At 37.2% G+C, this 18,353-nt stretch carries 13 protein-coding genes; 10 read left to right on the forward strand and 3 right to left on the reverse strand.

Going from position 1 to position 18,353, the window contains the following annotated elements; all coding sequences use genetic code 11:
• The first annotated feature begins 15 nt into the window (after positions 1-15).
• Together ACX5JI_RS21860 and ACX5JI_RS21865 are read left to right on the forward strand one after the other, a co-directional pair.
• The gene (locus ACX5JI_RS21860; RefSeq protein WP_459503121.1) at positions 16-906 is read left to right on the forward strand and encodes an NAD(P)-dependent oxidoreductase; all 891 of its coding nucleotides are present in this window, start codon (positions 16-18) and stop codon (positions 904-906) included.
• Positions 907-949: 43 nt separating this feature from the next.
• Entirely contained in the window at positions 950-2,410 is a 1,461-nt protein-coding gene (locus ACX5JI_RS21865; protein WP_459503122.1) for a CoA-acylating methylmalonate-semialdehyde dehydrogenase, read from the forward strand.
• A 79-nt stretch (positions 2,411-2,489) separates the two neighbouring features.
• Here the strand turns inward: ACX5JI_RS21865 and ACX5JI_RS21870 are convergent, their stop codons facing one another.
• Entirely contained in the window at positions 2,490-3,119 is a 630-nt protein-coding gene (locus ACX5JI_RS21870) for a LysE family translocator (RefSeq protein WP_459503123.1), read from the reverse strand.
• A 466-nt stretch (positions 3,120-3,585) separates the two neighbouring features.
• Positions 3,586-4,638: an enoyl-CoA hydratase/isomerase family protein gene (locus ACX5JI_RS21875; protein ID WP_459503124.1), complete on the reverse strand. Its 1,053-nt coding sequence runs from the start codon at positions 4,636-4,638 to the stop codon at positions 3,586-3,588.
• A gap of 593 nt (positions 4,639-5,231) precedes the next feature.
• On the opposite strand from ACX5JI_RS21875, the gene ACX5JI_RS21880 reads away from it, so the two are divergent.
• The 4 genes from ACX5JI_RS21880 (at position 5,232) to ACX5JI_RS21895 (ending at position 10,175) form a co-directional block, all read left to right on the forward strand.
• Complete coding sequence (locus ACX5JI_RS21880; protein WP_459503125.1) at positions 5,232-5,489, forward strand: hypothetical protein; 258 nt, start codon at positions 5,232-5,234, stop codon at positions 5,487-5,489.
• A 181-nt stretch (positions 5,490-5,670) separates the two neighbouring features.
• Positions 5,671-5,910 carry a DUF2584 family protein gene (locus tag ACX5JI_RS21885; protein WP_459503126.1) on the forward strand — a complete coding sequence of 80 codons (240 nt, stop codon included), beginning with the start codon at positions 5,671-5,673 and terminating at the stop codon, positions 5,908-5,910.
• Positions 5,911-5,931: 21 nt separating this feature from the next.
• Positions 5,932-7,089 (forward strand): exonuclease SbcCD subunit D, encoded by a 1,158-nt coding sequence (locus tag ACX5JI_RS21890; RefSeq protein ID WP_459503127.1) that lies wholly within the window; start codon positions 5,932-5,934, stop codon positions 7,087-7,089.
• The gene (locus ACX5JI_RS21895) at positions 7,086-10,175 is read left to right on the forward strand and encodes an AAA family ATPase (RefSeq protein WP_459503128.1); all 3,090 of its coding nucleotides are present in this window, start codon (positions 7,086-7,088) and stop codon (positions 10,173-10,175) included. Before ACX5JI_RS21890 ends, ACX5JI_RS21895 begins: the two co-directional genes overlap by 4 nt.
• A gap of 104 nt (positions 10,176-10,279) precedes the next feature.
• Here the strand turns inward: ACX5JI_RS21895 and ACX5JI_RS21900 are convergent, their stop codons facing one another.
• On the reverse strand, positions 10,280-11,413 hold the full coding sequence (locus ACX5JI_RS21900) for a DUF11 domain-containing protein (protein ID WP_459503129.1): 1,134 nt from the start codon (positions 11,411-11,413) through the stop codon (positions 10,280-10,282).
• Positions 11,414-12,114: 701 nt separating this feature from the next.
• Between ACX5JI_RS21900 and ACX5JI_RS21905 the strand changes: the two genes are divergently transcribed.
• From ACX5JI_RS21905 to ACX5JI_RS21920, 4 genes are all read left to right on the forward strand, one after another.
• Entirely contained in the window at positions 12,115-13,497 is a 1,383-nt protein-coding gene (locus ACX5JI_RS21905) for an alpha-helical endospore appendage domain-containing protein (RefSeq protein WP_459503130.1), read from the forward strand.
• 710 nt (positions 13,498-14,207) lie between these two features.
• On the forward strand, positions 14,208-15,284 hold the full coding sequence (locus ACX5JI_RS21910) for an alpha-helical endospore appendage domain-containing protein (RefSeq protein WP_459503131.1): 1,077 nt from the start codon (positions 14,208-14,210) through the stop codon (positions 15,282-15,284).
• Positions 15,285-15,740: 456 nt separating this feature from the next.
• Positions 15,741-16,889, forward strand: coding sequence for a macrolide family glycosyltransferase (locus ACX5JI_RS21915; protein WP_459503132.1), 1,149 nt, complete (start codon positions 15,741-15,743; stop codon positions 16,887-16,889).
• 540 nt (positions 16,890-17,429) lie between these two features.
• The coding region (locus ACX5JI_RS21920; RefSeq protein ID WP_459503133.1) for an alpha-helical endospore appendage domain-containing protein at positions 17,430-18,353 on the forward strand (924 nt) is incomplete at its 3' end.

Genomic DNA, 18,353 nt, shown 5'->3' on the forward strand with positions numbered 1-18,353 from the left:
TAGGAGGATAATAATATGAAAAAGATTGGTTTTATCGGTTTAGGTAATATGGGTCTTCCAATGTCTAAAAATTTAGTTAAATCAAATTACGCAGTATACGGTGTCGATTTAAATAAAGATGCTGAAGCTTCTTTTGAGAAAGAAGGAGGAATCATCGGTCTATCGATTGCCAATTTGGCAGAAACATGTGATTTGATTTTTACAAGTTTACCATCTCCAAGAGCTGTTGAAGCTGTTTATTTTGGAGAAGATGGTTTAATTGAGAATAGTCATTCGAAAGTTGTTTTAATTGATACAAGCACAGTAGCTCCGCAACTAAATAAAAGATTAGCGGATGCTGCGAAAGATAAAAAAGTAGATTTCTTAGCTGCGCCAGTTAGTGGTGGAGTGATTGGAGCGGAAAATCGTACATTAACTTTCATGGTTGGTGGACCAAAAGAAGTATATGAACAAGGTTTACCAGTGATGGAAGTATTGGGAGCAAATGTTTTTCATGTGAGTGAGCAAATTGATAGTGGTACGACTGTAAAATTGATTAATAATTTATTAATTGGTTTTTATACAGTGGGTGTTAGTGAAGCTCTGACATTAGCGAAGAAAAACAATATGGATTTAGATAAAATGTTTGATATTTTAAATGTGAGTTATGGACAAAGTAGAATTTATGAGCGCAATTATAAAAGCTTTATTGCGCCAGAAAACTATGAGCCAGGATTTACTGTAAATCTATTAAAGAAAGACTTAGGGTTTGCAGTTGATTTAGCGAAAGAAAGTGAACTGCACTTACCGGTGAGTGAAATGCTTTTGAATTTGTATGATGAAGCTGGTAAAGCGGGATATGGTGAAAAAGATATGGCTGCTTTATATCAAAAGGTAAGTGAACAAGTAGTCTCTAGCCATAAATAATAATGAATACTAGAAAATATAAAAATAAAAAGGAGCGAATACAATGATTACAACAGAAATTAAACGCGTGAAAAATCATATTAACGGTGAATGGGTAGAATCTACGGGTACGGAAGTGGAAGCTGTCCCGAATCCTGCGACTGGAAAAATCATTGCTTATGTTCCGCTTTCTCCAAAAGAGGATGTGGATCGTGCTGTGGAAGCTGCAAAAGTAGCTTATGAAACATGGTCTAAAGTACCAGTCCCAAATCGCTCAAGACAACTATATAAATATTTACAACTTTTACAAGAAAACAAAGACGAGCTTGCAAAAATTATTACATTAGAAAATGGTAAAACATTAAAAGATGCAACTGGTGAAGTGCAGCGCGGGATTGAAGCTGTAGAACTAGCAACATCAACACCAAACTTAATGATGGGGCAAGCACTTCCAAATATCGCGGGAGGAATCGATGGTTCAATTTGGCGTTACCCAATTGGGGTTGTTGCTGGTATTACGCCATTTAACTTCCCGATGATGATTCCACTATGGATGTTCCCATTAGCGATCGCTTGTGGTAATACATTCGTATTAAAAACATCTGAAAGAACGCCGTTATTAGCAGAACGACTTGTAGAATTATTCTATGAAGCAGGTTTCCCTAAAGGGGTTTTAAACTTAGTGCAAGGCGGAAAAGATGTTGTAAATAGCATTCTAGAAAATAAAGATATTCAAGCTGTTTCATTTGTCGGATCTGAACCAGTTGCACGCTATGTATATGAAACGGGAACAAAATATGGAAAACGAGTACAAGCACTTGCGGGCGCGAAAAACCATGCGATTGTTATGCCAGATTGTAACCTTGAAAAGACAGTGCAAGGTGTGATTGGATCAGCGTTTGCGAGCAGTGGAGAGCGCTGCATGGCATGCTCTGTTGTAGCGGTTGTGGATGAAATTGCTGATGAATTTATTGATGTACTAGTAGCGGAAACACGTAAATTAAAAGTAGGTGATGGTTTCCACGAAGAGAATTATGTAGGACCATTGATTCGTGAATCTCATAAAGAGCGTGTACTAGGCTATATTAATAGCGGGGTAGCAGATGGAGCTACTTTATTAGTAGATGGCCGTAACATAAATGAAGAAATCCATGAAGGGTATTTCGTTGGAGCAACAATCTTTGATGGAGTAAACCAAGAGATGAAAATTTGGCAAGATGAAATTTTCGCTCCCGTATTAAGTATTGTAAGAGTAAAAGATTTAGAAGAAGGAATTAAACTGACAAACCAATCAAAATTTGCAAATGGGGCTGTTATTTATACATCAAGTGGGAAACATGCACAAACATTCCGTGATCATATTGATGCAGGAATGATTGGTGTAAACGTTAACGTTCCAGCACCGATGGCATTTTTCGCATTCGCAGGAAATAAAGCTTCTTTCTATGGTGATCTTGGAACAAACGGAACAGATGGTGTTCAATTTTACACACGTAAAAAAGTTGTGACAGAGCGCTGGTTTTAATGGATGAACAAGATATACATGTAACTTGTTACATGTACAAAAATACACCACCTTTTAGGGAGTGGTGTATTTTTCATCTTTAACTATTCTTTTCGAAAGCTAATTTGATACCAAATCCAATTAAAACGATGCCAGTAATTCCTTGGACGTATCTTTGTGTAGTAGGTTTTTTCATAAAAATACTAATTTTATCAATTAAGAAGATATAAAAGGCAAACCATATCACAGTTAAAACGAGATAAGTAAGACCCATAATTAGAAATTGAACAAGAGTATTATGGTTAGGATTTAAAAATTGCGGTAAAAAAGTTAAAAAGAATACAGCAATTTTAGGGTTTAAAAGGTTAGTAAGAAATCCTTGGCGAAAGCAAGAACTATTTTTATCTCCGTGTTGTATAGGGATTTCATGTATGTCTGGACTATTTTTACTTTTTAAAGATAAAAGGGCTTGTATCCCTAAATAGACGAGATAAATAGCGCCGACATATTTAAAAATAGAAAATATAAAAGCAGATTTAACAATAAGAGCAGAAAGACCAATTACAGCAGCTAACGTATGAATTAAGAGTGCGATACATGTACCGAAAACAGTTTTTACTCCTCCCATTTTGCCTGAAGTAAGGGTGTTTTTCGTAGCCATTGCAGTATCAGGTCCAGGTAAAATAATAAGGCAAATTGACATAATAATAAAAAGAAAATAGTTTTCCACAATCACTCCACCTTTCTGTTTGTATTTTTTGAAAATTCATCTAAAAGTAGTGTAACATAATTTAAGAATTGTGTTAAATAAAATTTAATTATGTTAAAACGCACTTAATGATACTATGCAAAGAGGGATAAAATGTGGAGAATATATAAATGCAAATTGAAAAAATGACATAAAACCATTCTTTTTAAGTGGGAGAGAGCATCCAGCCATGCATAGAAGCGGTCAGCCCCTCTTAACAAAGAGAGAAAATGAGTGTAGTTCACTTTTTGTTCTTTATAGCAGCGGGTTATGTGTCGAAAAGTAAAAATGGATTTATATATAAGTATCGTAAAAAAGTGGAACGGTTTCGAAGACAGGGCGGTTTAAGTATGAGAGAGGTAATAATACCTTCATCGTTTTAAGAAAGGGATAGAATAAAAAAGGCTAGATAGAGCAGAAAGGAAGTTGCTTTTATCTAGCCTTTTGATTATGCATTTAGAAGGTTAAAGAATCGATTTACATCTTCATCTGAAACATCAGTTAATTGCTTATATTTATACTGTGGGTTTTGATCTTTATCGACTACGACGGAACGAACTCCTTCAAAGAAATCTTCATGTCTCATAAAATTTTTAGCGAGAACGAGATCTGTCGCGAAGCAATCTTCTATCGATTTTTCTTTTCCGTCGATAAGCTGTTTTAATGTTACTTTTAATGAAAATGGAGATTTTGACAGTAATGTTTCTTTCGTTTTTAAAGCGAAAGAACTTCTATCATTCTCTAATGAATGGATGATATCTTCGACAGTTTGGAATGAAAAGTGTGTATCAATTTCTTCTTGTATGGAAGCAAGTTCACTTTCTATATTAGGCGTTGTTTCATATTTATTAATGAGTTCTGTTAAAGTGATATGTCCATTTTGATTATGCCAATTTACTTTTTCTATGGCATCAAGAAAAGTAGGCAAAGTGTCAGATGGTATATAATGGTCAGCAGCATTTATATATAATACATCAGCAGCTTGTAAAATAGATGCTGTTAACGCGACGTAACGACCAGTTTGTCCAGGTGCTTTGTTTAAGAAGTAAGCAGCGCCGACATCTGGGAAAAAACCAATATTCATCTCAGGCATTGCCCATTTTGTACGTTCTGTGACAATTCTATGTTTAGCGCCATTTGTAAGACCGACACCACCGCCCATTACAATTCCATCTAAACAAGCGATAATTGGTTTTGGATAATGATATATATAGGTATCTATCTCATACTCTTCTTCAAAGAATTGCTCAGCATGTTGTAGTGCCAAGTCATTTGAACGTGCTTCATATAATGTTTTAATATCACCACCTGCGCAAAATCCTTTTGTTCCAGCTCCTTTTAAGACGATAATCGCAATGTGATCATCTTTTTCCCATTCTTTTAGTTTTTGCCCAATTGGTTTTAACATATCATAAGATAAAGAGTTAAGTGCTTTTGGACGGTTTAAAGTAATGGATGCAACTCCGTTTTCGTGAGTAGAAAATAAAACATTTTCGGTCATCGTAAATCCTCCTTCTATATATCTTCTCATTCTTATTTCTCGATAAAAGCTAAAATGTCCTTTATTATTTAACAATGCAAGTAGTGTGCCAGTTTTAATGTCTTGCATTATAAAGAAATGCTAGGAAGAAAATGTCTAACTGTCTAAACAAATAGGCATGTAAGTGATGAACGAGATACATTTAGAATGGTGCATATTTTGACGAGTTCTATTTGCAGGATTTCAACAAACGAAAATGAATAGTACAACATCGGTTGTTTGATAGGTGGTATTACTTGTAAATTGATAACGGAGGGAATACTATATAAACTACCTAATAGTGATAGAACCTTCACTTTGTTATATAAATCCAATTTGATTTTCAAACAGATCCATTATAGTTATGGAAAACAGACAGAGACTTTCACTTATTTTCTCCTTCTGTTTTCACATGGCATGGGGCTAAAACAGGCACTAACCGTTTCTATCCATGGCCGGATCCTCTCGTCCATCTAAAAAGAATGGTTTGATGTTCATTTTTTAATTTGGATTTATATATATTCATCAAAGTGAGAGTTTGTATATAATAGTGAATAGGGAAAGGGGAGATCGGAATGCCAGGGCCTTTGCTATTATCGGTTATTATTTTGTCTTCTCTCATGGTAGGAATTACACAGTATTTTCATCGTACAGATACGACAGAAGAAATTAAAGATAAAGTACGTCTCGTATTTCCGGTTTTTATAGTATCTATCTCACTGTGTTATGTGTTAAATAAAGATGGGTATATTGTAGCCGTATTCTCGTTTTTTGTAGCAATTATTTTAATTACTATATTGTATTATGTAATGAAAGATTATTTACAAAAATAAGAATGCCTGAAAGGGCATTTTTATTTTTGTAAAACGTTTTTAATTTCACATACCGTATTGTAATTTAAATACATACATACTCAAAAAGTAAAATAAATTCTCTGGTATGTATTCACTTGTCAATCGCGAATGGTCACTATACTATTAAAGTACAGTGAATAGTAGAAGGAGTTGTGTTTATATGAAGTTTGAGATGCACACAAAAATTATTTCAAATGAAAAAGAAATAAGATTACATATAGAAGAAAATGTATTTCAATCCATTTTAGATGGCTATCATATATTTGCTATGGATGAAATATTACCTTTATATAAATCTAATCAAGAAAGAGTCGGTAGTGCAGTTGTTCAAAAGTTAGAGTGGAAAAATGGACAAACAATACTTAACTACCAATTGATTTCATTACAATCAGTAAATTAAAAGAGAGAAAGGAAGGGAAAAATGAAGTTTTTTCATACAGCGGATTGGCATTTAGGGAAACTTGTTCATGGTGTATATATGACTGAAGATCAACGAATTGTTTTAGAGCAGTTCGTTCAAGCGGTGGAAGAAGAAAAACCAGATGCCGTAATTATTGCGGGTGATTTATATGACCGAGCAATTCCTCCAACAGAAGCAGTAGATTTACTAAATGATGTATTACAAAAAATAGTGATTGATTTACAAACGCCAGTTATTGCGGTAGCAGGGAATCATGATAGTCCAGACCGCATTCATTTTGGCAGTAGTTTAATGAAGAAACAAGGACTACATATCGCGGGACAATTTCAATTTCCTTATGAACCAGTTATTTTAAAGGATGCTTATGGAGAAGTACACTTTCATTTAGTTCCATATGCTGATCCAAGTATTGTAAGACATATTATGAAAAATGAAGATATTCGCTCACATGATGATGCGATGCGTATTTTTATGAATGAACTTTCAGAAACAATGGATCAAGAAGCAAGGCACGTATTTGTAGGACATGCATTTGTTACTTCTTCAGGTGAAGCAGAGGAAAACACGAGTGATGCAGAACGACCACTTTCTATCGGCGGCGCTGAATATGTAAATAGTCACTACTTTGAAAGGTTTCATTACACGGCGCTTGGTCATTTACATCAAGCGCATTTTGTACGTAATGAAACAATTCGTTATTCAGGTTCACCACTTGCTTATTCTATTTCTGAAGAACGGCACAAAAAAGGATATTATATTGTTGAATTAGACGAAACGGGTCAAGTAGAAATAGAAAAACGTTTATTTACACCCCGTCGTCAAATGCGAACAGTAGAAGCAAAAATAGATGATGTATTAAGACATCCAATGAGTGAGGATTATGTGTTCGTCAAATTATTAGATGAAAATCCTGTACTACAGCCGATGGAGAAAATTCGTTCTGTATATCCAAATGCAATGCACGTTGAACGGGCTGTGCAAAGACGTGAATTTACAGAAGCAAATGACGTTACTGTTTCTAGACATAAAATGGATGATGTATCTCTTTTAAGAGCTTTTTATAAAGAAATGAAGGGCTCAACTTTATCAGAAGAAAAAGAGCGTCTGTTCTTAGAAGTATTACAAACAGTACAGGAACGGGAAGGTGAACGAGAATGAGACCACTTCAGCTTATTATGACAGCGTTTGGTCCGTATAAACAGCGAGAAGTTATCGATTTTGGTGATCTTGGAGATCATCGTATTTTTGCCATTTCAGGAAATACAGGAGCCGGGAAAACAACGATATTTGATGCGATTTGTTATGTGTTATATGGAGAAGCGAGTGGAGAGGAACGTAGTGATACAAGTATGCTGCGCAGCCAATTTGCTGATGATAATATATATACGAGTGTAGAATTAACCTTTCAATTGAAAGGAAAACAATATGAAATAAAAAGACAGCTTGGTCATAAAAAACAAGGAAATAAAACAGTTACTGGACATGCTGTTGAATTATATGAAGTAATAAGTGATGAGAAGGTTCCGTGTGTAGATCGTTTTCATGTGACAGATGTGAACAAAAAAGTTGAAGATTTAATCGGACTTAGCAAACATCAATTTAGTCAAATTGTTATGCTTCCACAAGGGGAGTTTCGAAAACTATTAACATCTGAAACAGAAAATAAAGAAGAGATTTTACGTCGTATTTTTAAAACAGATCGTTATAAGTTAATGCGTGAACTATTAGATCAAAAACGTAAGCAGTGGAAAGATATTTTGCAAGAAAAGCAAAAAGAAAGAGAATTGTATTTTCGTAATGTCTTTAAGTTACCAGTTAGGGACGGTTCGTTATTAGAGATAATAGTGCAGCAGGAACATGTCAATACGCACCAAGTAATGGAAGTGCTTGAACAAGAGACAAATTACTATGAGGCGGAAGTGGAACAATTACAAACGCAGCAAACAGTGCAAGCGCAACAATTAAAAGAAGTAGAAATTCATTTCCATGCAGCAAAATCGATTAATGAAAAGTTTCAAGATTTACAGCAGAAAGAAGAACAACAAAACGTTTTACAAGCGAACCGTGCGCAAATAGAGACAGAGGAACAACGCTTCAAACGCGGAGAACAAGCAAAACGATTATTACCATTTGAACAATGGTATGAAGAAGCGACGAAAAGCGAACAAAATGCAGAGCAACTGCTGAAACAAATAGCCGTTAAGAAAGAACAGACGGTTAAGGCGTTTGAAATTGCTTATGAGAAGTATGAAGAATTAAAGGGCAAGGAATCTGTACGCGAAGAAGGTAAGAAAAATGTACAGAGATTAGAAGAATTACAGCCAATTATCGCTTCATTAGCAGAGAAAAAATCGAATTTGCAAAAGATAGAACTTCAGAGTGAGAAATTGAAAGAAGGCATTCAGAAATTTGAAAAACAGTTAGAAGAACAAATTTCTCAAAAACAACAAATGGCTGGTGAATTACAGCAGTTAGAAGTAGCACTTGAGCAATATGTAACAAAAGTTGAAGAATTAACAAATATGCGAGAAGACGCAAAAGTATTAAAACATGCATATGACGTTTGGCAAGAAAAACAAAAATATGAACAAGACAAAGAAACGGCACATCAAAAGATGGAACTGGCAGTTCAAGCATATGAAGAGATGGAACGGCGCTGGTTAAATGAACAAGCAGGAATGCTCGCTCTGCATCTTCATGATGGCGAATTATGCCCAGTATGTGGTAGCACGAATCATCCGAAGAAAGCAACGGAACGAGGAGATTCCATTGATGAAAATCAATTAAATGAATTACGTGGAAAGAAAACAATTGCTGAGAAATTACACATGCAAGTAGAAGAGAAATGGAATTTCTACAGAGGACAGTATGAGCAAGCAATAGAAGAAGTAGCAAACCGCGGCTACCGCTCAGAAGAATTAGTTGAAACGTATCGTGAATTGGTGCAAAAAGGGAAACAACTAGCGGCTGAAGTGAACACATTAAAAGCAAGTGAAGAAAAACGTAAACAATTAGCTTCAACTCTAAAAGGGGTAGAAGAACAATTAGAAGCGTTACAGAAGCAAAAACGTGAAGCAGAAACGATGCAGCACCGTACTGAAATGGAGTGTATCGAGCTTCGTACATCTTATGAACATGATCAACAAAAAATTCCTGAAAGTTTACAAACGGTAGACGCATGGAAACAGCAGTTTGATCACGCTATTAGCACACTCCGTTTTATGGAAGCTGAGTGGAAACAAGGACAAGAAGCGTATCAGCATTGGCAAAATGAAAATATTCGTATGCAAGCTGAGTATGATAGCGCGTTAAAGCAAGTAAGCTATGCAAAAGAAAAGACAGAAGAAACTTTACTCCGCTTTACGGCAGAGCTTGAACAAGGTGGATTTATCGATCAACAAGCTTACAAAGAAGCAAAATTAACGGATATGGAAATGAATCATCTGCAAGAGCAAATTCAAAAATACTATTCGTCCCTTGAGGTATTAGCGAAACAAATTGAAGAACTAGCAAATGAATTAGCCAGAAAAGAATGGACGGATATTACAGCCCTAGAAGAACAAATGAAAGAACTAGAAATCCAGCTCGATATTACAAAAGAAAAACGTCAACGTTCTCAAAGTGCAGTCGCATACATTTCTGATTTACATGAAAACATTAGACGAATTGATGAACAAATTCATGGAGAAGAGAAAGCTTTCCAAGAGCTTGTTGATTTATATGAAGTAATGAAAGGAGATAATGAAAGTCGCATCTCCTTTGAACGTTACATTTTAATTGAATATCTAGAACAAATCGTTCAAATTGCGAACGAAAGACTTCGAAAACTATCAAACGGACAGTTTTATTTAAAACGTAGTGAACGAATTGAAAAGCGAAATCGACAAAGTGGATTAGGGTTAGATGTATATGATTCATATACAGGCCAAACACGTGACGTAAAAACATTGTCCGGTGGTGAGAAATTTAATGCATCGCTTTGTCTAGCGCTTGGAATGGCAGATGTTATTCAGGCGTATGAAGGCGGGATTTCGATTGAAACGATGTTTATTGATGAAGGATTCGGTTCATTAGACGAAGAGTCATTAACAAAAGCAGTCGATGCATTAATAGACCTGCAAAAATCCGGACGATTTATCGGCGTCATTTCACACGTTCAAGAATTGAAAAATGCAATGCCGGCAGTACTTGAAGTAACGAAGCAGAAAGATGGGTGTAGTCAGACGAAATTTGTGGTGAAGTAATTGTTTTATATTGTATTTTTTGAAAAAAACGGAGTGATTCTTTCTGCCGCCAATTAGTGTAACTTTAATACTGCATGAGCTTATATATTGCGTGTTGTTACTATTTACGAATGGACATATATTGTACTCAGATTACTTGGCTGATTACCAACTGCCAACTTGTTCTTCATGGGAGTGAAATTATAATCAAGTACGGGTTGATGTAGAATGCAGCCTGTAGGAGGTATAGAAGTGATTGCCACTTGATAAACGACTGTTAATGTATCTCCTACGGGCATATTGCGTAAAATAACTCCGTTACTTGGGTCGGCAGAAATCGGGATTGTATTAATTGTTAAGCTATCCGAGATGAATTTTGTTCCAGCTGGAAAGCCTGTTCGGAATTGAAGGCATTCTGCTGTCGCTGTCCCGGTATTCGTGATTGTTGTCGTATAAGTGACAATATCATTTACTTGAACATTTTTCTTATCAGCTGAATGAACAGCATTCAATTTTGGTTCTACTGCATTAATTTGTAGGCCAATTGCTGAAAAATGAATTGTATCAGCAGGATTAGAGGGTAAATGGAGAATTGCTACCGATTGTGCGGGCTGTAATGTTGCTGAAATATCAATCTCTTGATTCAATATTCGCTTAGATAGATGCCCTGTCTTATCCACTAAATTAGTTAGCGGATAAGGGACTGGTAATTGGTCAGTATTTGATCCAAATGATACGAGTGGAACAGAAGAAAGTTCTTGGCGTCTTTCACCGAATAAATAAAGTATTCCGTTATTTGGTCCTTTTGAAGGTGTTAATAGTTCAGAGAAGATAATTGGACTTGTGCGTGGTATATCGTCACCAGTGTAAAGGGAAACGTGTCGGACCGGAAAAATTGGATCTCCGTAAATAATAGCTAAACTCCAAATAGGTTTTTGTTCGCCAGATGTATCATCGTCGCTATGTTCAGGAAAATCGATAGCAAATGTAGTATTACCAGCGTAACCAACAAGAGAAGTGACATCTATGGTTCGTACGAAAAAAGTCGGATGTTCATGCGTCTTTTCATCCTTACAGGTGATTATATGTGTTTTTCCATAAGTTTTTAGCTCAATATCATTTTTAAAATGGAAGTCTGTTAACAATATTAACTCTGCATGAAGAATATAACTATATTTTTCTAATGAAACTTCACATTCATTACCGAACGTATTGCCTATAAATTTTAGTGCGAATCGACCTGTTCGATTAAATATCATCTGTTTATACACTCCTTATCTTTTTCTATTATGTAGATATTAAGGACACCTAATGGATATTTTATCTATTGAAATTTATCTTTAAAGTCTAATTGATTAAACTAATAATTAATGAGAAGAAAGAAAAAGTATGTGGATTAAAGTTTTATTTAGATATAAACAGGATTTACAGAATTTTTTTCAATATTAATTTGTATGTAAAAAAGATACCACATATTCTGAAGGCATTGAAAAAAATGATTGCTTTGAAACAAGAACGTGTATTTTATCAATATGTTGAAAATAGAGAGGAGTCCAGCGCCTGTATAGTAGGTAAGGGACTCCTTTCTTTTATAAATAGGTCTTTTTCAGCGGCCTTGTAGTTGCTGACTGTGTCTTTGTAAAAGAGAAGTAAAAAATATCTGTAAAAGAATACAAAGTGAATTGAATTTATGTAAGACGGGATAGAATGGGATACTTATTTAGAAACAAGGCGTATCTCTAAGAGACATGCCTTGGATTGAAAGGAGTATTTGAATTTGTCACATGATATATATATGCCCGTCTAATTGATATGATATAGGCATTTCGTTTTAATTTCACATATTCTTACATTTTATTGTTATATAGGTGTAAGGTTGTGTCAAGTTGTCTCTAATTTTCATATTTTATAACGAAGTCCGTTTTTTGATGAACTGTAAAAATGAAAAGGAGGAATGAACTTGTCACAAGCAAATATACCAAATATTACGCCTAATGTTACGCTTTCTAGAATAGAATCATTAGATTTAATCATTGCATCGATTGCGTTAGAAGAGCTTGCACTTGCGCATATTATTAATGCGGAAGCAGAGAAAATTCAATATGCTCTAGGGACACTTCCGGGGTTATCCCCAGCAGCAACACTTAGCAATCTATTAGCAATTAATGAAAGTGTAAATAGTATGTTGCAAACTGCAACGCAACAACAAATGTATTTACAAAATAAGTTAAAAGAGGTATTGAAAGCTCCTTCATTAACAGGACCTACGGGACCAGCTGGACCTACAGGACCCGCGGGAGGTCCAACAGGTCCAACAGGCTCAACTGGTGCTACTGGAGTAACGGGACCTACTGGTGTGTGTGCTACTTGTCCAACGGGAGCAACAGGTCCAAGTGGAGCAACGGGAGCAACAGGTCCAAGTGGAGCAACGGGAGCAACAGGTCCAAGTGGAGCAACAGGAGCAACAGGTCCAAGTGGAGCAACAGGAGCAACAGGTCCAAGTGGAGCAACAGGAGCGACAGGAGCAGGAGCAACAGGAGCGACAGGAGCAGGAGCAACAGGTTCAACGGGAGAAACAGGAGCAACAGGAGCAACAGGAGCAACAGGAGCAACCGGAGCAACAGGAGCAACAGGAGCAACAGGAGCAACAGGAGCAACCGGAGCAACAGGAGCAACCGGAGCAACAGGAGCAACCGGAGCAACAGGAGCAACAGGAGCAACAGGTTCAACGGGAGCAACGGGTCCAAGTGGAGCAACGGGAGCAACAGGAGCGACGGGTCCAAGTGGAGCAACGGGAGCAACAGGAGCGACGGGTCCAAGTGGAGCAACAGGGGCGACAGGAGCAAGTGGAGCAACAGGGGCGACAGGTCCAAGTGGAGCAACGGGAGTAACCGGCCCGACCGGCCCTCTTACAGTTGCGAATAATGCTCGTATCACTAATGCAGCTATTCAAACAGTTGTAGCCGGTGATGCCGTTAATCTTTCTACAAATGCTGTTATTAATGGAACCGCTATTTCTCACGTACCAGGAACAGAACCAATTAGCTTGGCACCTAACCAGACTTATTACGCTTTTTATGAAGTTGCAACAAATTTAGGGAATGCAGATCAAAAAACGGCAATATTTCAATTACAATTGAATGGAACTTTAATTGGTGGGACAGAAAGTGAGTATAATTTAAATGGTGTAACTTTTAATTTTCCTGATAATGTTAGAGTATCAGCAAGTTCGGGTGCCGTATTTAATACAGGTGCAGGTACAAATAATTTAACGTTGAATAATACTTCAGGTCATAGTGTAACGATTGAAGGAGCTAATGTTAATGTAATAAAACTCGCATAATATAGATTAGTTTGTCTGAATTAGATATCCGTTAATGGTAGGTAGAACGGAGTTAGTATCAAGGAATACCCGTATCCCCGCATAGTGTGCGGGGATTTTACATAGAAGACATCTTCATGAGTATTCGGTGAATAAAAAACATTCCTATAAAAACCGAGTTGTTTTTCTTTTTTAGTGCAATTGGTCACGCGGATGGTAAAACGTCTTAGAACGGGAAATAAACGTATGTTATGAGATTTGTAGTTTTTAGATAGAAAGCGAGGATAAATGCAGTTAATAAATATCGTATAAAAAATGTCTGAAGCAGTATTTTTTTACAAGTTGACATCTCGAAATAAGATTGAGGGCAAGTCAATGAATACAATTTTATATGACTTACCTTATGGAATAACATCTTGTAAATGGGTCAGCATCAACTTGTTACAGAAACAACATAAGTGAATTATAAAGAATAATAGAGTAATCCTTTTAACAACAATCTAACAATTTTACAAGAGACAAGCCTTGGAGTAAAAGAAGTATTTGAACTTGTCACATTATATATATGTTTGTCTAATAGACATGGTATGGGCATTTTATATCATTTTTCATCTATTGCTATATTTTGCTGAAATTCTATGAAAAATTGTGTCAACTTTTAACAGCTTGTCATATTCTATAGCAAGATTTGTTTTCTATTAAATTTTTTAATATAGGAGGAAGGTATAAATATGTCACAAGCAAATTTGCCGAATATTACGCCAAATATTACGCTGTCTAGAACAGAGTCACTAGATTTAATCATTGCATCGATTGCGTTAGAAGAATTAGCACTCGCTCATATTATTAACGCGGAAGCAGAGAAAATTCAATATGCGGTAGGGACACTCCCGGGGTTATCGCCAGCAGCAACACTTAGCAATCTATTGGCAATTAATGAAAGTGTAAATTGTATGTTGCAAACTGCAACGCAAAAGCAAATGTATTTACAAAATAAGTTAAAAGAGGTATTGAAAGCTTCTTCATTGACAGGACCTACTGGACCAGCTGGCCCAACAGGACCTGCGGGAGGCCCAACAGGACCCACAGGATCAACCGGAGTAACCGGGCCTACTGGGGTTTGTGCTACTTGTCCAACAGGAGCAACCGGCCCAAGTGGAGCGACGGGTGCAACGGGTCCAAGTGGGGCGACTGGAGCAACAGGAGCAACCGGCCCAAGTGGAGCGACGGGTGCAACAGGAGCAAGCGGAGCAACCGGCCCAAGTGGAGCGACGGGTGCAACAGGTCCAAGTGGGGCGACTGGAGCAACAGGAGCAAGCGGAGCAACCGGCCCAAGTGGAGCGACGGGTGCAACGGGTCCAAGTGGAGCAACAGGAGCGACAGGTCCAAGTGGCCCGCTGCTAACGGCGAATAATGCTAGCTTTGTTACTAATGCCACGATAAATGTGGCGTCAGGAGCGAATGTTCCACTTAATACAAATGTTACTGTCAATGGGACGGCGATTACGCATGTGCCTGGGTCACCCAATATTATGTTGGCTCCAAATCAAACTTACTATGCTGATTATCAAACGGCAGCAGGAAGTAATAATGGCCAGATAGGTTTTAGTTTTGAATTAAATGGAGCTCTTATAAATGGCACAAGTACAAATTCTAATGCAGGAGCTTCTCTTCCTGCTACTGGATCACTAAGTGCAGGAGCGGTATTTAATACCGGTGCAGGGCCTAATATATTAACATTAACCAATGGAATCGCTGTTACTCAAACTATAGATGGAACTATTGTTAATGTAATAAAACTCGCATAATATAGAGTAGTTTATCTGAATTAGAATATCCGTTAATGGTAGGTAGAACGAAGTCCGTATCAAGCGATACTCGTATCCCCGCATCGTGTGCGGGGATTTTACATAGAAGATATAATACGAAAATGACAAAAAACTCACAATATAGAAAAAAGAATCCCTGTAGCGACAGAGATCCAAAAGGGAGAGAGTATAATAATGTCTTTGTGTGGGAAGACATATCGAGTCATATAGCTCGATACATGAATAATAACATGAATGTTCTAATAAGATGAGTGGTAAATATAGTTAATTTTTCTAGTGTTCCAACATTTGTATACGTCTAAAGTTGTAGGAAGTATTTCAACTTTCGTATGAAGATAAGAGATAGAAACATAGTTAAAATGAGAGATGTGGTGCATAATGAGTAGCCACTACAACAATTCAATCACTTGAAAATGTAAGGAGAGTGAATTACTGATGTTGAATATATTAATGGTGAATTTCCCGGCAGAGGGGCATGTTAATCCAACGCTAGGCATGGTAAAAGCATTTACTGAACGAGGGGATAACGTACACTATATTACGACGGAAAAGTTTAAAGACAGACTTGAAAGTTTCGGGGCAACAGTCCACCTTCATTCTGATCTAATTAGGAAAGCATCAATCGATACGGCAACTCCTTCCGGTATAGAAGAGTTTTTAAACATTCATATCCAAACTTCAATAGATATTTTAAAAATCACAAAAAAATTAGCAGAAACGATTCATTTTGATTTCGTTCTCTATGATAAGTTTGGTGCGGGAGAATTAGTAAGAGAGTATTTAAATATTCCAGGTATTTCATCCTCACCATCATTTTTGATCCCGAAAAAGTTCTTTGAACAATTTCTTTTGAATTGTAATGAAAGTGCGGAAAAACGATTATATCAAATGAATGAAGAATTCGGTGTTCTACCCAAAAATATGCTTCAATTTATGAGTAATACAGGTACGTTAAATATTGTATATACAAGTCGGTATTTTCAGCCTAATAGTAGCGATTTTGGCGAAGATAACATTTTTATTGGACCAAGTTTTCCAGAAAGAAAGTCCTATTTTCCAATTGAAGAATTACAAGGAAAGAAGGTTCTTTATATTTCTATGGGCACTGTTCTCGATAGAACAGAGGAATTTTTCAATACTTGTATCGACGCTTTTGCTGATTTTGACGGAAAAGTCGTCATAGCGACTGGAGAGAAAGTAGATCTTACGAAACTGAAGCAAGCGCCAGAAAATATTATTATTTCTTCATATGTACCTCAATTAGAGATATTAAGCCAATCTGACGTTTTTATTACACACGGCGGGATGAATAGTGTGAATGAAGCCATTCACTTTCATGTACCATTAGTTGTTATACCGCACGATAAAGATCAACCTATGGTAGCAAAGAGATTAGAAGAGCTGGAAGCAGGATATAGATTATCTAAGGACAATATAAATCCGCAGTCTTTAAGAGAGGTAGTAAAGGAAGTTCTTTCTAATCAAAAATATAAAGAAGGAATACAAAAAATTAACGAAAGTTTCTTAGCTTGTGGGGGACCAGAAGAAGCTCTTAAGCGTATTGATTGTATGTTGAAAAAATAACGTATTTTTAAATATGAAAAGTAGAATAATAAAAAAATATATTGAAGAAAATGACTGTTAGAGAAAATTAACAATTACTTTTGAAGAAACGATTGTAAACGCAGAAGCAAAGAGGACGTCAAGTTTATCAAGACATAAAATCTAAAAAATTTAAAATAGAAGGTAAGGACATATTATTTATGTTTAATATGCCCTTATCTTTTTTTGTATTCATGTTAGTGTTATATAAGGTGAAATCGGAAAATTTAGGGGTATTCCTGTTGGCAGGTTGTTTGGGGACCTGAATAAAAAATCTTTCTTGGTATGATGCAGGGGATCAATGTCTCCTAATTTAAGTGTACGAAGGAGGACATCATGAATTATTCAAGAATACTGTTATTCAATGTGTTGAGAAAAATTTGTGGACACCATTACAATAGCCTAAATCGTTGAGTATCAACATGTATACAGGCTGGAATTGTGTCAACTTGTTTCTCATTTTCATATTTTATTGCAAGGTTCATTTTTTATGGGCTGTAAAAGTGAAAAGGAGGAATGAATTTGTCACAATCAAATGTACCAAATATTACGCCGAATATTACGTTAACAAGAGAAGAATCAATTAATTTACTATTAGCTTCCATTGCATTAGAAGAATTAGGTTTGGCGCATATTATTAATGCCGAAGCAGAAAAAATTCAATATGCCCTTGGAACATTGGCTGGACTATCGCCAGCTGCTACGATAGCTGAAATTTTGGCAGTGAATGAAAGTGTAAATAAAACGATACAAACTGCGGTAAAACAACAAATGTTGTTACAGAGTAAGTTGGACAGTGTGTTACAAGCTCCTTCATTGACGGGACCTACGGGGCCATCTGGACCTACAGGACCGGCGGGAGGTCCTGTAGGTCCAACAGGGGCAACGGGAGCAACAGGTCCAAGTGGAGACACAGGAGCAACAGGGGTAACAGGTCCAACCGGAGCGACGGGAGACACTGGTTCAATCGGAGTAACAGGAGCAACGGGGGCAACAGGAGTAACCGGCCCAAGTGGAGACACAGGAGCAACGGGAGCAACCGGAGCAACGGGAGCGACAGGAGACACTGGTGCAACGGGAGTAACAGGAGCAACCGGCCCAACCGGTCTAAGTGGAGACACAGGGGCAACAGGAGATACCGGAGCAACGGGTGCAACAGGAGTAACCGGCCCAAGTGGAGACACAGGGGCAACAGGAGATACCGGAGCAACGGGTGCAACAGGAGATACCGGAGCAACGGGTGCAACAGGAGATACCGGAGCAACGGGAGTAACAGGAGCAACCGGAGCGACGGGAGACACAGGAGCAACCGGTCCAAGTGGAGACACAGGAGCAACGGGAGCGACAGGAGACACTGGTGCAACGGGAGTAACAGGAGCAACCGGCCCAACCGGTCTAAGTGGAGACACAGGGGCAACAGGAGATACCGGAGCAACGGGTGCAACA

The sequence above is a fragment of the Bacillus sp. C1 genome, from assembly GCF_054570475.1.

Excerpts from the sequence above, each read along its gene's own strand:
- ACX5JI_RS21860 (WP_459503121.1), top strand. The coding sequence starts at position 16 with ATGAAAAAGATTGGTTTTATCGGTTTAGGTAATATGGGTCTTCCAATG.
- ACX5JI_RS21865 (WP_459503122.1), top strand. The coding sequence starts at position 950 with ATGATTACAACAGAAATTAAACGCGTGAAAAATCATATTAACGGTGAA.
- ACX5JI_RS21875 (WP_459503124.1), bottom strand. The coding sequence starts at position 4,638 with ATGACCGAAAATGTTTTATTTTCTACTCACGAAAACGGAGTTGCATCC.
- ACX5JI_RS21880 (WP_459503125.1), top strand. The coding sequence starts at position 5,232 with ATGCCAGGGCCTTTGCTATTATCGGTTATTATTTTGTCTTCTCTCATG.
- ACX5JI_RS21885 (WP_459503126.1), top strand. The coding sequence starts at position 5,671 with ATGAAGTTTGAGATGCACACAAAAATTATTTCAAATGAAAAAGAAATA.
- ACX5JI_RS21890 (WP_459503127.1), top strand. The coding sequence starts at position 5,932 with ATGAAGTTTTTTCATACAGCGGATTGGCATTTAGGGAAACTTGTTCAT.
- ACX5JI_RS21895 (WP_459503128.1), top strand. The coding sequence starts at position 7,086 with ATGAGACCACTTCAGCTTATTATGACAGCGTTTGGTCCGTATAAACAG.
- ACX5JI_RS21900 (WP_459503129.1), bottom strand. The coding sequence starts at position 11,413 with ATGATATTTAATCGAACAGGTCGATTCGCACTAAAATTTATAGGCAAT.
- ACX5JI_RS21910 (WP_459503131.1), top strand. The coding sequence starts at position 14,208 with ATGTCACAAGCAAATTTGCCGAATATTACGCCAAATATTACGCTGTCT.
- ACX5JI_RS21915 (WP_459503132.1), top strand. The coding sequence starts at position 15,741 with ATGTTGAATATATTAATGGTGAATTTCCCGGCAGAGGGGCATGTTAAT.